Consider the following 12155-nt stretch of genomic DNA (forward strand, 5'->3'; position numbering starts at 1 on the left):
GGCTCAGTCCTTGATCAGGAGGCGACGGGAAGGGGTGCCGGGCTGGGTGAACTGCGCGGCGAGGTCGGGGTGGGCGGCCTTGAATGCCGCGACGTCGAAGCGTTGCGGAGCCTTGGCCAGCTTCCAGGTGGCCAGCACGCGGCCGTCCGGGCCAACCAGCGTGTCGCCGGCCTCGCCCAGGGCGTTGAGCAGGGCGGCGTCGGCGGCCTCCTTGGCGGCCTCCAGATCCTTGATCTGCTGGCGCAGGCGCCGGGCCTCGGCCCACGCCTCCGCGACGTCTGGGGCAGCCTGCACGCTGCCGGCAGCGGCCAGCCGCCCGTAACGCTGCTGCGCCTCGGCGAAGGACACCGGCGGCGGCTCGTCGCCGCGCACGACGCGGTCCCAGAACTCGGCCTCGGCCTCGATCAGGTCCGACTGCAGCGACGGGTCGGCCTCGACCACGTAGATGCGGAAGTCGCTGCCGCCGATCAGCACAGCCACGTCGGCCACCGGAAACCCGGTCACCGCCAGGTAGTGCTGCACCTGCAGGGCATATGCATCCGGCACTTCATCGGTGCCCGGCTCGCCCCAACCGGCGCCGGTGCGCGCGGTCTTGGCCTCGAACACGCGGCGGTCCTCGGTGAAGCCGTCCAGGTTGGCGACCATGAAGTGGTGCCGCTGGTGGCGCAGCATGCCGTCAGGCACCAGCACCGCCCGCCCGGTCACGTCCGAGTAGCGCTGCCGGATCACCGGCTCCAGCAGCCGGCCCCACAGCATCGGCGCGCTGTCGGAGTCGTCGCCGACCTCGCCGCGCTTCTCGCGGTAGACGTCCAGCGGGGTGCGGTAGGGCGACAGGCCCAGGATCGGCGCCACGTCGCTGCCACCGATCCCGGTCCGGCGCTCGGCCAGCCAGGCGCTGCGATCATCGGGTGCGGGCTGCAGATGCGCGTTCACGCCTGCTGCGCCCCCGCGTCCTGCACTTGGCCGCCGCGGCCCATGACCTCCGCCACGTCGTCCGGGCGAGCGGCTGCGACGGTGTAGCGGCTGCGCGCGACGTGGGCGATGGCCTGAGCCTGCGACGTGGCGCGGACCAGGACGGTGGCCGGCGGATCGGCCTGCGTATCGGTGATCTTGTAGATGCGGGTGCTCATGTGGTGCGGTTCCTCGGGGTGGCGGGTCAGTGGGTATCGGTGGGCAGGCTGGGCCGGACCAGCGGCGCATGCCGCTGCTGCCGGCGCTTGGCCACCGCGACGTACTCGCCGAACGCGGCGACGCCGAAGATCAGCGCGGCGGCCAACATCACGCTGGCCAGGCTCGGCAGGCCCTTGGCGGTCAGGTAGCCGCAGGCGACAGCGCAGGCGACGGTGGCGGCGAACATCAGCCAGAAGGGGCGGAAGGTCGGGCGGCTCATCGGTGGCTCCGGTCAGTTCGCCGCGAGCGCCATCGCCAGGGCGGCGATCAGCGCGCACAGAAGGAAGGTGTGGTCCTCGGTCCAGCGGGGGCGGGTCACGACACAAGCCCCTGCAGCAGCAGCGACCCGGCGGCACCGACAGCCATGAACGCCGCGCCGAAGGCGACATCGCCCAGGGCCTTCTTGCGGATCTCCGCCAGCGTCAGGCCGATCTGCACCTGCGGGTTGTCGGCGGGCGCCGGGTACTCCGGCGTCGGGGCGAACTCCTTGGGGCCGTCCCAGCCAGTCCAGGTGCCCGACCCCACCAGGTCGGCGTTGCCCAGCTCCAGCACCTCGCCGGGGGAGGGCAGGCCCTGTTGCATGGCGGCGATGAACTCGGCGTCGCTCATGGGCTGGCGGCTCATGCGTACACCCCCGCCAGCTGCTCGACCGCCTCGGACTCGCTCAGCCACGGCTTGTCGTTCTGCCGGACCTCGACCAGTTCGCCGATATGGCGGTCGACGGCGGTGCGGAACAGGGCCATGAAGCCGACGGCGTCGCCGGTTCGCAGGAGCCGCGCGGCCGCCTGGGCCTCGTCCTCGCTCAGCGCCACCTCGCCCAGCAGGGCCGGGGAGTGCGCCAGCTGATCGCGCAGCTCGGCGTCGCGGTCTGCCTCGTAGTCGCCCAGCGGGGCGTTCTGCGGATCGCGCGGGCCGGAGAGGTCTCCGAAGCCGGGCATCCGGTGGTAGGCGAGGGCAGTCATGCGGCACCCCCGAGCGTCCGGATGACTCGAGCCGGAGCCCAGTGAGCGTCGGAGCGCAGCATCGCCTTGACGGCTGCCACGGCGGACCCGGAGCGCGCGGCAGCGGCGGCCAGCACCGCCGGGTCAGCGGCGTCCACCAGGGCCTTGGCGCGGGCGCGCAGGACCCTCATCTCAGCCGCGTCCGCCTTGGCCTTGGCCCCGCGCTCGGCGGCCTGCTGCGCCTTGTACGCGTCCAGCTGCGCGTCGATGTTGCCGCGCTTGCTCAGCGGGACGTTGAGGATTCCGTGATCGAGGGCCATCGCTCTGTCTCCTGCCCCATCCCTCACCGCGAGGGGATCTGCTGGGCGATGGGGAGACATTACAGAATCCTGTAATCCATTGTCAACAGGATTCTGTAATTTTTCTTCGCAATGTATCGGGCCGCTTGCTCAGGGCGGCCGGAGGCTCTTAGTCGGCTACCGGCACGACAACGCAGCCGGGCTGCGCCGTCCAGCTCAGATAGGCTCTGCCAGCAGCGTCAGTGCACATGAACACCGTTGGGCGCACGGAATCGGCCTCGCGCTGCCGTGCGGCTCTGGCTCGCTGACCAGCCTCCTGTCCCGCAAGGAACGACTGGAACGCGCTCGGGCGCGGAGTGTCTGCCTGGCTCCTGGGCAGGGAGGCGCTCGCCACGCACATTCCGTTCATGGTCGCGGCCGAGGACCGGCACTGATCGGCCGAGTAGTAGGTGCACTGTGGCGCGCCCCCGTAGCTCGGGACCACGCAGAACGGCGCGCCCTGGGCAGCGGAGAGTACAGGGGCAAGTAGCGCTGCAGTTGCAATCAGGATGCGGTTCATCGGCGGTCCTCAGGAAGCCGGGAGGCAATCTTCCAAGGACGCGCCAGTCTCGGCCGCGTCCACGTACCCCTGCATGCGGTCCAACAGGTCTTCCAGCTGGGGCATGCTCAGGTCGGATAGGTAGGACACCCCGCGGCTGTCCAAGAAGTGCGTGATGGCCGACCGCCACCCGTACAGGTCCGCAATGCGCAGGATCGCCCTGGTAGTGCGGGCGCGAGGCGACACATCGACGGGCGGATGCTCCAGATCCGGCGCAACGCGGGCGGGCAGTGCAGCCTCCGACAGAATTGAGGCCAGCTCGTCGCGCAACATCGGGTTCATAGGCATCACTCCATGGATATGAGAAGTCCGGCTAGGGCGGCCTGGACCGCCTGGGCGGATGCCGCGGCGGAGGCCTGTTCGTCCCTGTAGAGCGTGGCCACCAGCCGCGCCTTGATGCGAGGAGGGACCACCCTCCCGCTCTTGGCGATGGCGGCCTCGACGGTCTCCAGCAGGTCCGTCAGCTTCTCAACGTCCAGTCCCGAATCCTGAGACGGCCCGCCGGCCTTGGGGCCCTTGCCCGTCTCCAGGTAGCTGAGGCTCACGCCCAGCGCCTCGGCGATGACCCTGAGCTTGGTCGTGGTCTGCATGCCGCCGCGCTCGAGCTCGGCCAGCGTGCTGTAGCCCACCCCGGTCATCGCTGACAGGGCGGTGCGGGAGATCTTCCGGGCCTCGCGTTCAGCGCGGACCCTTTCGCCGACAGTGCTCATGCGGGAAGTCTCACAGCCTTCTGTAACAGAATGCTGTTGACACCGACCTACAGGATTCTGTAATTTGCGCCCATGGAATGGAAAACGCGCATTCAGAGCCTGATCGACGCCGGTATCCAGCTGGATGCCATTGCCGCGCGGATGGAGGTCACTCCGAACGCGCTCCGGGAAATCCTCGCCGGCCGGACCAAGGCACCGCGGGCTGCCGCGGCCTTCCGCCTGGCGGCCCTGACCCCGGCCTCGTTCCGTCCCCGTAAGCGGGCCCGCCGCCGTGCCTGACCAGGACATGCCCAACAGCACGCTGCGCATGTCCGCGATGCTCGCGGTGCTGGACCTGTTCAGGCGGCTGGGGATTCCCCGTTTCGGCGATGTGCCGCAGCGCGGATCTCCGTCGCCAGGCCCTGCAGCGTCTGGACGTATGCCTCCTGGTACTCCGGGAGCTGGAAGTAGTCCTGCTGCATCTCCGCATCGACCCATTGCAGGTTCCGGGCGTCCCACGCCGCGAGGGCCGCAGCCGGGTCCGGGTGGGATGCAATGAGCACAGTCATCGCCTGGCGCATCGCGCCCGTCATCGCCAAGCACTGCGTCAGCAGGCGCACTGCCGTTTCGTCCATGTCCGTCTCCGGTATCGGTGGTGGGGCCGCACTCCCATCGTACCGGCAGGCGGGCACCTCTCTGGCCGGCCACGCCTCAGTTCCCCAGCGGCGCCGGAAGCCTGAGCCGCAGCACCCGCGCTCCCCCGCGCGGGACCGGCTTGGGCTCCGGCCGCGGGCAGGTACGGAACTCCAGGCGGCCGTCGACCCGGCTCACCGCAACCACACCACCGCAGATCCGCACGAGCGTCACGACGTTCGGCGGGGCGGAGCGCACTAGATCGAACTGAGGCATGGGGCTGTTTTCCATGCCTGTTTTTTCGCCCAAACCACGTTGGCAACGATAGGCAACCCATGGCAACCGATGGCAACCAGAAGTCCCTGAGCCTGGCATTCGGCGTCCACCACAGCCCGAAGGACGCGCCCGCCAAGGTGGTCCGGCAGATTGAATCCGAAGCCCAGGCCCTGGCGGTGGCAATCGCCGCCGGCCACCACAAGCTGGACTACATCGCCGCCTGCGTGGGCAAGTCGAAAGCCTACGTCTCCCGCCTGCAGCGCGGCGAGCGCCCGATTCCTTCGAAGCTGGTCGGGCCGCTGTGCGCGGCGACCGGCTCCAACCTCCTGCGCCAGTACATCGACCTGCAGCGCGCCCTGGAAGGGCAGTGCGAGGTCGCGCGGCTGGCTGAACTGCTGAGGGCTGCCGCATGAGCGCCGTCGTGAGCTTCCACAACACCACCGGCCTCACCGGCCGCCAGCTGATCGCCGCCAGCCGCGTGGCGAAGGGCCAGGAGGCCGCGGTGCTGGACGTGTTCCACGCCGCCGGCCGGCCGCTCAGCCCCTCCGAGGTCCACGCCCGCATGCCGGGCCGCGTCCTGCTGACCAGCGTGCGCCGGGCCATGTCGAACCTGACGCAGGCCGGGGCGCTGGTGAAGCTGGACCAGGTGCAGCCGGGCCCGTTCGGCCAGCCGGAGCACCTTTGGACGCTGCCGGGCGGGCAGGGCGAGCTGTTCGTGGGGAGGGCTGCCTGATGTGCGACTGGATGCACCAAGAGGGCAACTGCATCGCCCGCGCCGAGCGCGCCATGCACGCCTATTCGCTGTGCTGCCAGGCCGGGGACACGATCCGCGAGCTGGAGCGCAAGCGCCGCGAGCAGCAGGGCGCCGAGGTCCTGGACCTGTTCGCCCAGCCGGTCGAGCAGGAGGTCATCGACTTCTGGTGGACCGTCCATAAGGCCTGCGGCCAGGAGTACCGCCGAATCGCCAAGCTGTTCTGGACGCGCTGCCAGCACCCCTACGTCTACCGGCCGTTGCAGCCGGAAGGAGGGGCCGCGTGATGCTCGCCGCCTCCCTCGGAACCGGGGCCGGCGCTCCGCGCGCTGGAGCCATGGCCGACCTGGCCGCGCCGGTAAATGCGGCGCACACCCCGCGCGCCCAGCACGACCTCACCGGCTACGGGTCCATCCTGGCCACGATGAAGTTCATGCGGTGGGCTATCGAGCAGGACCGATTCCCCACGGTCGAGGCCGTGCAGTGCCGCTTCAAGGTCTGCCGCGCCACGGCCTACCGCTGGACCCTGGCGCTGGCCGAGGCCTACGGCATCGACCCGGCAATCCGCCACTCCTTTGAAGAGCCGGCCCGCCTTCGCCGCAACGGTCGGAGGACGGGCGCGTGATCAGCCGCGACGACGCTCGGATGCTCGCCCTGGGCCGCGTGATGTCGCGCCGCCGCTGGGTGATCCCCGAGTACCCGCTCGCCGACACGGTCGAAGACGGGACCATCGGCTTCGGCCGCCCGCCCTGGCCGCGCTACGCGTGGGACCACGACCGGTTCGTAATCGCCGGCCACGAGTTCAGCGTGCGGGAGCTGCTCGCTGCGGTCGAGCGGCTCGAGGCCATGGCCGAACGGGCCACTGTCCGGCAGCTCGACCTCTTCGACGACCCAACCCCCCCTGCACGGGCCGAGGTTACGACCCGTTTTGGGCGTGCGGCTCACGGAGCATTGGCCGCATGACCAGCACCGCCTACCAGGCCGGCCGCTACGCACGCCAGGCCGCGCGCGGCCTCGACACCTGCCCGCGCTACGGGATCACCCCGGAGGCGCGCGTTGAGGTCGCTGAGTGGCGCCGGGGCTGGAACGACCAGGACAGAGAGATGGCGGCCAAGCGGCCAGCCAAGAGGAACGCGAAATGAGCATCACCCAGCGAATCAGCGACTACCTGCGGGAGCGGCGGATACGCCGGCTGTCCAGGCAGGCAAAGGCCGCGTATGCGGCAGGGGATCGGCAGCGCACGCGCGAGCTGTTGGCGCTGCTGGCAATCGAAATGATGGCGCGCTCGCAGGAGCAGGCGGCGCGTTTGGACCGGGCCCACGGGCTCGACAGGGGCAAGTAATGGCCAGGATCCGCACGATCAAACCTGAGTTCTTCACCAGCGAGGACATCGTCCAGCTGTCGCCGCACGCACGGCTTCTGTACATCGCCTGCTGGTGCGAGGCGGACAAGGAGGGCCGGCTGCAGTGGAAGCCGTTGACCCTGAAAATCCGCTATTTCCCTGTGGACGACGTCGATATTCGCGCATTGTGCGAGGAGCTGATCGACGCCGGGCTCGTCGTTCCGTATGGCGATGGCCTGGCCTACATCCCCAAGTTCGGCGCGCACCAGCACATCAACCCACGCGAGAGCGCCTCGCAGCTGCCCGCACCTGCGGGTGCAGCACGCGTGACTGACGCGTCGCCCACGCGTGGGGAACGCGACGACGACGCGCCGGCACCCGTCACTGACGCGCAGGGAGGAAGGGAAGGGAAGGGAAGGGAAAGGAAGGAAGACGCGTCAGGACGCGTCGGGCCGCGCAAGCGCGCCCCAGCCAAGCTCACCCTGCCGCCTGACTTCGGCATCTCCGACCGTGTCCGGACATGGGCAGCCGAGAAGGGGCACGACCGCCTCGAGCAGCACCTGGAGTCGTTCCGGGCAAAGGCCCAGGCCAAGGGCTACACCTACGCCGACTGGGACGCCGCGTTCATGGAGGCCATCCGCGAGAACTGGGCCAAGCTCCCAGCCTCCGGCAACGTCGTGCCGCTGGAGCATAGGCCCGGTGGTGGGAGGCGCGCCCTGTGACCGACCACGCCTACGCTGAGGACGCCGTGCTGGCCGGCCTGATGGCCCGCAACGAGATATTCCACGAGGTCGCCCCGCTGTTGGGCGAGGAGCAATTCACCACGCCGCGCCGCCGCCGCATCTGGGCCGCGATCCGCGACCGGCTGCGCGAGGGCCAGCCGGCCGACGTGGTGACCATGTGCGACGCCCTGCCAGGCGACGCCAGCGAGCTGATCGACCTGGCCAAGAGCATGGCTACGGGAAGCTCCGTTGCCTCGTACGCTGCCCTGGTGCGGGAGCACTGGCGGATGCGCGAGGCCGGCAGCATCGCTCAGCGCCTGCTGTCCGGGGCCCGGGAGCGCGAGCCCGGGGCAGTGGAGCAGGCAATCGCCGAGCTGATGGCGCTCAACGCCCACCACGCCGAGCACGAGTACACCGGCAAGCAGATCCTGGCGCTGGCGTTCGAGGTCGCCCAGCAGGCGTTCCAGAACGGCGGCGCCATCCCGGGGATCACCACTGGCCTGCAGGAGCTGGACGAGATCCTTGGCGGGTGGCACGACTCAGACCTGACCTTCATCGGCGGCCGGCCCGCAATGGGCAAGACCGCATTCATGCTCGGTCTGGCCGAAGCCGCGGCAGACTCCGGCCGGCGTGTTGGCATCGTCAGCGCCGAGCAGCCGGCCGTGCAGCTGGGCATCCGGCGTGCGGCTCTCGCCTCCGGTGTCGGCGCCCAGGCCATCCGCGCGGGCAACCTGCAGGACGAGGACTGGTCGAAGATCACCGCCGGCATCTCCCGGGCGCGCGATCGGCACCTGCGCGTGTTCGACCGGTCCGCAGTCTCGCTGGACGAGCTGGTCTCGGTCGCCCGGAAGTGGAAGCACAACGACGGCCTGGACGTGCTGTTCATCGACTACGCCCAGCGCATCACCGTGCCCGGCGCCGACCGCATCACCGAGGTTTCCCAGATCGCCCGAGGCCTCAAGAACCTGGCGCGCGACCTGAACATCCCCGTCGTGTCCCTGGCCCAGGTGGTCAAGGGCGTGGACAGCCGGCCGGACAAGCGCCCCAACGCCGGCGACCTCGCCAACAGCGACGAGCTGACCCGCGAGGCCGACCAGGTGCTGATGCTCTACCGCGACGAGGTCTACAACCGCGAGAGCCCGGACAAGGGCGTTGCGGAAATCCTGATCGAGAAGAACCGGCATGGGCCGACCGGCTTCAAGCGCGTCCGCTTCGTCGCCGAGACCATGGCGTTCGAGTCGTTCGCTCGCCGGGCTGACTGGGAGGAAGCGGCATGAGGAGGAACCATCCGGACGCATCGCGCGCGCGCGTTTTGCCGGGCAGCTGGCGGTGGCTGGGATTCGGGCTGTGCGCGGTGTCGGCGGGCCTGGTGCTGTGGGCCGGGGCGGTGCTGGCGGGGGTGTGGGCGTGATCGCCAGCCTGATCCTCCCGTGGCCCTCCCGGCAGCTGCACCCCAACGCCCGCCTGCACTGGGCGCGCAAGGCGAAGGCCACGAAGGCCGCGCGTGCCCAGGCGTTCGCGCTGGCCCGAGCCGCGGGGTGGGGCGCGCTGCAGCTGCCGGCGGGCCGACTGCACCTGCACCTCGACTTCTACCCGCCGGACCGCCGGCGCCGCGACGACGACGGCCTGCTGGCAAGCATGAAAGCCGCCCGCGACGGCCTCGCAGACGCGCTCGGCATCGACGACTCGCGCTTCATCTCGCACCCCTGCGTCCGCGACGAGGTCCGCAAGGGCGGCGAGGTGCGCATCCGCATCACCGCAGGAGAACACCCATGCAGCCCCAACCCCTGACCCAGGCCGAGCTGGACCGGCTGACCGACGAGCAGGTGCACGCCCTCGAGCGCGCGTCGCAGCGGCTGGCCGACGAGACCCAGCGCCAGGCCGCGCACTACCAGCGCACTGCCGACCGGATGCGCAAGGCGCTCAAGAACCGCAACCGGAGGAGGGCTGAGCATGGCGAACGTGCGTGAGCTGCTGGGCAGGCTGAACCAGCAAACCATCCGCTACGACGTGGGCCGCGGAGGCATTGCGGAGCTGACCAACCAGGACATCGCCGCGGCGCTGGCGTTCGTGGAACCAGGCCTCGGGCGCGAGTTGCTGGAGGCCTGCTGGTGGCCGGACGGCGCGGCGCTGCGGCGCAAGCAACTGCGGGACCAAGTGCTGGCGCTGGTGCAGCCTGAGCTGCGCCGACAGTGCCGGGCGCTGGAGGAGGCCCGAATCGACGTCGGCATTGCCAAGGCCTGCATCGGCTGGGGTGGCGCGGCGACGGCTGAGCAGGCGCGCGAGCTGGAGCGAGCCACGGCCAGGCTGGAGCGGGCCGCTGCCGAATGCTGGCCGCGCACCACGCTGGAATCCCTGCCGACGCTGGCGCAGGCCGTCATCCGTGAAATCGCCCACCCGAACCTGTGCAGCGACTGCGAGGGCCGCGGGCACCGGGTGGCGGGCGAGCTGGTGGTTGCCTGCATCGCCTGCAGCGGGCACGGCATCACACCCATGTCCGACCGCAAGCGCGCAGCGGCCATCGGGCGGGACGAATCGACGTACCGACAGACCTGGCGCGGGGTGTACCAGTGGCTGCTGGTGCGGATGCGCGACGCCGAGAGCCAGGCCGCGGCACAGCTGGCGGCGGCGCTGTCGAGGGCCGCATAGCGTGCGGGGTTGAGTCCCCCGCGCATTTCCTGCCAGTCTCGCCACACCCACACGAGCCCGCCCTCACCGGCGGGCCGTTTTCGTTTCCGGGGTTCGGGCTGGGGGTTCCCGGCCGCCCCGACCCTCCACGCCCGCCAACCCTCTCCGGACCACCAATCCCCGACCCTGAGCCGGGCGCGGTGGCGGGCACCTATCGCTGCGAGGCCAGACCATGCGATCCATCTACGTATCGGCCGGGCACTCGGGGACGGACCCCGGCGCGGTCGCCAACGGGCGGCGCGAGGCAGACATCGCGGTCGAGTTCCGCAACCTGGTCCGGTTCTACCTGGACCGGCACAACGAGGAGCTGGCCGGCGGCGCCCCGCGCACCCACAAGGACGCGATCCACGTGGGCACCGATGGCGCAGGCACCGAGAACCTGCCCCTGCGCCAGGCCGCGGCGGACGCCCGCAAGTTCGATGTGGCCGTGGAGTTCCACTGCAACGCAGCGACGAGCCCGGCGGCCACCGGATGCGAGGTGCTGGCCGGGCCGAAGGACATGGCGCTGGCGGCCAGGATCAGCGCGGCGCTGTCCGGGGCGCTGGGCATCCGCGACCGCGGCGCCAAGCCGGAGAACGCCGGGCAGCACCAGCGGCTCGCCTTCGTGCAGGCCGGTGGGCTGATCGTGGAGCTGTTCTTCATCACCAACCCGTCTGACCTGGCCGCCTACGACGCGCGCAAGTGGCTGGCGGCCCGCGCCGTGGCGAGGGTGCTGACGGAGGCCGCGGCATGATCGCGCCGTGGATTCTGGCAGGGGTCGCGTCCTTTATCGCTGCCTTGGCGATGTGGATCGTGAACCGAGCCACCGGTCGAATCGACAACCTTGAGGCGGAGCAGGTCCGGCTGCGCCAACGGATCCACGAGATGGAGCTGCAGGCCGAGCGCCGGCTGGCGACGAAGGACGACGTGCGAGAGATCAAGCTGCACGTGGAGTCCATCGCGGCCACGCTGGGCGAGGTCCGGGACATGGTGATCCGCATGGAGGCTGCTGGTGGAGCAACCAATGCCCGCTGAGCTGTGCCAGACCGTGAGCAAGCTGGAGGAGTTGGCACAGGACACGCTGCGCCGGCTGGAGCGCGCGACCAAGGCCCAAGGCAGCAGCAACGTCAGCAGCATCACCGTGCAGGCCGGCGGGGTCGGCGTGTGGCTGTCGGCCACCTGCTGCGCCGTGATGCTGGCCGCCCTGCTGGTGCTGGCCGTGGTGGGGGCAGCGGCCTACACCGACATGCGCGCCGATATCCGCGCGCTGCGGGACACTGACAACGCCATCCGGGCGTACATCCACACCGGCATCCTCAAGCCGGCCACCGACGAGAACCGGGAGACTGAGGATGTCCGCTGAGGAAGAAATCATCATCATCGGTGGCGGCAAGGGCGGCCCCGGGAAGAAGCCGAACTCTGCTGAGCCAGCCGTGGAGGTCACTGTGGCGCCGCAGGGCGTCGCCCGGTTCCGTGACGTGCTCAAGCAGTACAGCACGTGGGCGCTCGCCCTGATCGTCGCTGGCCCGGACTTGTACCAGGCGGCGTCCTCGCTGGGCCTGCTGTCTGACCAGCAGGTTCCTGATGCGCTAGCGTGGTCCATTCGCGGCTTGGCTGGCCTGGGCTTGGCCGTCAAGTTCATCCGCCAAACCCGACCGGCGGCCTGACGCATGAACGGCTACGCGGACCTCATCAAGATCGGCTTGGCCCTGCTGCTGTGCGCCGGCGTGGCCCTGTGGGGCCGGAGCTGCGGCAAGGACGCCGGCCTGCAGCAGGGTCAGAAGGAACGGGCCAGCCTGGAGGATGCGCTGGCAAAGTCCAACCGCGACCTGAGCGCCTGCACCGCATCCGTGGGCCTGGCCAACAACATCGCCGACGCCGCAGCAGCTGAGGCCATCCGGCAGCAGGAGCTGGCCGAGCAGGCCGCCCAGCGCGCCGCCCAGGCCAAGGCCGACGCGGACAAGCGCATCGCCAACCTCAACCGCCAGCTGCAGGACGCCCGGCGCAACCCGGACGCGGCCGCGCAGCTGGACCTCGAGCTGCACCCGTCCATCCCACTGCTGTGAG

General features: G+C 70.3%; 27 protein-coding genes. 18 read left to right on the forward strand and 9 right to left on the reverse strand.

Annotated elements, in window-relative coordinates; all coding sequences use genetic code 11:
- Positions 1-3 precede the first annotated feature (3 nt).
- From PSESU_RS05665 to PSESU_RS15645, 8 genes are all read right to left on the reverse strand, one after another.
- Positions 4-933, reverse strand: a complete 930-nt coding sequence (locus PSESU_RS05665; protein WP_013534810.1) for a YqaJ viral recombinase family protein — start codon at positions 931-933, stop codon at positions 4-6.
- Positions 930-1130 (reverse strand): hypothetical protein, encoded by a 201-nt coding sequence (locus PSESU_RS16370; protein WP_013534811.1) that lies wholly within the window; start codon positions 1128-1130, stop codon positions 930-932. Before PSESU_RS16370 ends, PSESU_RS05665 begins: the two co-directional genes overlap by 4 nt.
- Positions 1131-1156: 26 nt before the next feature.
- A complete protein-coding gene (locus tag PSESU_RS05675; RefSeq protein WP_013534812.1) occupies positions 1157-1390 on the reverse strand; it encodes a hypothetical protein in 234 nt (77 codons plus the stop codon).
- A 95-nt stretch (positions 1391-1485) separates the two neighbouring features.
- Positions 1486-1794 (reverse strand): hypothetical protein, encoded by a 309-nt coding sequence (locus tag PSESU_RS05680; protein ID WP_155942725.1) that lies wholly within the window; start codon positions 1792-1794, stop codon positions 1486-1488.
- Positions 1791-2132 carry a hypothetical protein gene (locus PSESU_RS05685; RefSeq protein ID WP_013534814.1) on the reverse strand — a complete coding sequence of 114 codons (342 nt, stop codon included), beginning with the start codon at positions 2130-2132 and terminating at the stop codon, positions 1791-1793. The genes PSESU_RS05680 and PSESU_RS05685 overlap by 4 nt, the downstream gene beginning before the upstream one ends.
- On the reverse strand, positions 2129-2431 hold the full coding sequence (locus tag PSESU_RS05690) for a hypothetical protein (RefSeq protein WP_013534815.1): 303 nt from the start codon (positions 2429-2431) through the stop codon (positions 2129-2131). The genes PSESU_RS05685 and PSESU_RS05690 overlap by 4 nt, the downstream gene beginning before the upstream one ends.
- 547 nt (positions 2432-2978) lie before the next feature.
- Positions 2979-3290, reverse strand: a complete 312-nt coding sequence (locus tag PSESU_RS05700) for a hypothetical protein (protein ID WP_013534816.1) — start codon at positions 3288-3290, stop codon at positions 2979-2981.
- A 5-nt stretch (positions 3291-3295) separates the two neighbouring features.
- Positions 3296-3718 (reverse strand): helix-turn-helix domain-containing protein, encoded by a 423-nt coding sequence (locus PSESU_RS15645; RefSeq protein WP_013534817.1) that lies wholly within the window; start codon positions 3716-3718, stop codon positions 3296-3298.
- Between the two features lie 72 nt (positions 3719-3790).
- Here PSESU_RS15645 and PSESU_RS05710 point away from each other — a divergent pair, with 72 nt between their 5' ends.
- The gene (locus tag PSESU_RS05710; RefSeq protein ID WP_013534818.1) at positions 3791-3997 is read left to right on the forward strand and encodes a hypothetical protein; all 207 of its coding nucleotides are present in this window, start codon (positions 3791-3793) and stop codon (positions 3995-3997) included.
- A gap of 59 nt (positions 3998-4056) precedes the next feature.
- On the opposite strand, the gene PSESU_RS05715 is transcribed toward PSESU_RS05710, so the two are convergent.
- Positions 4057-4332, reverse strand: a complete 276-nt coding sequence (locus tag PSESU_RS05715) for a hypothetical protein (protein ID WP_013534819.1) — start codon at positions 4330-4332, stop codon at positions 4057-4059.
- Between the two features lie 333 nt (positions 4333-4665).
- Between PSESU_RS05715 and PSESU_RS05720 the strand changes: the two genes are divergently transcribed.
- From PSESU_RS05720 to PSESU_RS05800, 17 genes are all read left to right on the forward strand, one after another.
- On the forward strand, positions 4666-5019 hold the full coding sequence (locus PSESU_RS05720; RefSeq protein WP_013534821.1) for a hypothetical protein: 354 nt from the start codon (positions 4666-4668) through the stop codon (positions 5017-5019).
- A complete protein-coding gene (locus PSESU_RS05725) occupies positions 5016-5339 on the forward strand; it encodes a hypothetical protein (protein WP_013534822.1) in 324 nt (107 codons plus the stop codon). The genes PSESU_RS05720 and PSESU_RS05725 overlap by 4 nt, the downstream gene beginning before the upstream one ends.
- Positions 5339-5644 carry a hypothetical protein gene (locus PSESU_RS05730; RefSeq protein WP_013534823.1) on the forward strand — a complete coding sequence of 102 codons (306 nt, stop codon included), beginning with the start codon at positions 5339-5341 and terminating at the stop codon, positions 5642-5644. Before PSESU_RS05725 ends, PSESU_RS05730 begins: the two co-directional genes overlap by 1 nt.
- A gap of 50 nt (positions 5645-5694) precedes the next feature.
- Positions 5695-5982: a hypothetical protein gene (locus PSESU_RS05735; protein WP_155942726.1), complete on the forward strand. Its 288-nt coding sequence runs from the start codon at positions 5695-5697 to the stop codon at positions 5980-5982.
- Positions 5979-6320 (forward strand): hypothetical protein, encoded by a 342-nt coding sequence (locus tag PSESU_RS05740; RefSeq protein WP_013534825.1) that lies wholly within the window; start codon positions 5979-5981, stop codon positions 6318-6320. The genes PSESU_RS05735 and PSESU_RS05740 overlap by 4 nt, the downstream gene beginning before the upstream one ends.
- Positions 6317-6499: a hypothetical protein gene (locus tag PSESU_RS05745; RefSeq protein ID WP_013534826.1), complete on the forward strand. Its 183-nt coding sequence runs from the start codon at positions 6317-6319 to the stop codon at positions 6497-6499. Before PSESU_RS05740 ends, PSESU_RS05745 begins: the two co-directional genes overlap by 4 nt.
- Positions 6496-6699, forward strand: coding sequence for a hypothetical protein (locus PSESU_RS05750; protein ID WP_013534827.1), 204 nt, complete (start codon positions 6496-6498; stop codon positions 6697-6699). The genes PSESU_RS05745 and PSESU_RS05750 overlap by 4 nt, the downstream gene beginning before the upstream one ends.
- Positions 6699-7421 (forward strand): hypothetical protein, encoded by a 723-nt coding sequence (locus PSESU_RS15650; protein WP_013534828.1) that lies wholly within the window; start codon positions 6699-6701, stop codon positions 7419-7421. Before PSESU_RS05750 ends, PSESU_RS15650 begins: the two co-directional genes overlap by 1 nt.
- A complete protein-coding gene (locus tag PSESU_RS05760; protein WP_013534829.1) occupies positions 7418-8698 on the forward strand; it encodes a replicative DNA helicase in 1281 nt (426 codons plus the stop codon). Before PSESU_RS15650 ends, PSESU_RS05760 begins: the two co-directional genes overlap by 4 nt.
- A 133-nt stretch (positions 8699-8831) precedes the next feature.
- On the forward strand, positions 8832-9212 hold the full coding sequence (locus PSESU_RS05765; RefSeq protein ID WP_041764544.1) for a hypothetical protein: 381 nt from the start codon (positions 8832-8834) through the stop codon (positions 9210-9212).
- Positions 9194-9391, forward strand: coding sequence for a hypothetical protein (locus PSESU_RS05770; RefSeq protein WP_013534832.1), 198 nt, complete (start codon positions 9194-9196; stop codon positions 9389-9391). The genes PSESU_RS05765 and PSESU_RS05770 overlap by 19 nt, the downstream gene beginning before the upstream one ends.
- The gene (locus tag PSESU_RS05775; protein ID WP_013534833.1) at positions 9375-10070 is read left to right on the forward strand and encodes a hypothetical protein; all 696 of its coding nucleotides are present in this window, start codon (positions 9375-9377) and stop codon (positions 10068-10070) included. Before PSESU_RS05770 ends, PSESU_RS05775 begins: the two co-directional genes overlap by 17 nt.
- A 211-nt stretch (positions 10071-10281) precedes the next feature.
- A complete protein-coding gene (locus tag PSESU_RS05780) occupies positions 10282-10842 on the forward strand; it encodes an N-acetylmuramoyl-L-alanine amidase (protein WP_013534834.1) in 561 nt (186 codons plus the stop codon).
- Positions 10839-11123 (forward strand): hypothetical protein, encoded by a 285-nt coding sequence (locus PSESU_RS05785; RefSeq protein ID WP_013534835.1) that lies wholly within the window; start codon positions 10839-10841, stop codon positions 11121-11123. The genes PSESU_RS05780 and PSESU_RS05785 overlap by 4 nt, the downstream gene beginning before the upstream one ends.
- Positions 11113-11451, forward strand: a complete 339-nt coding sequence (locus tag PSESU_RS05790) for a hypothetical protein (RefSeq protein ID WP_013534836.1) — start codon at positions 11113-11115, stop codon at positions 11449-11451. Before PSESU_RS05785 ends, PSESU_RS05790 begins: the two co-directional genes overlap by 11 nt.
- The gene (locus PSESU_RS05795; RefSeq protein WP_013534837.1) at positions 11441-11755 is read left to right on the forward strand and encodes a hypothetical protein; all 315 of its coding nucleotides are present in this window, start codon (positions 11441-11443) and stop codon (positions 11753-11755) included. Before PSESU_RS05790 ends, PSESU_RS05795 begins: the two co-directional genes overlap by 11 nt.
- A 3-nt stretch (positions 11756-11758) precedes the next feature.
- Positions 11759-12154, forward strand: a complete 396-nt coding sequence (locus PSESU_RS05800; protein ID WP_013534838.1) for a hypothetical protein — start codon at positions 11759-11761, stop codon at positions 12152-12154.
- Position 12155 lies beyond the last annotated feature (1 nt).

Origin of the sequence: Pseudoxanthomonas suwonensis 11-1, assembly GCF_000185965.1 — a bacterium.
GTDB lineage: Bacteria > Pseudomonadota > Gammaproteobacteria > Xanthomonadales > Xanthomonadaceae > Pseudoxanthomonas > Pseudoxanthomonas suwonensis_A.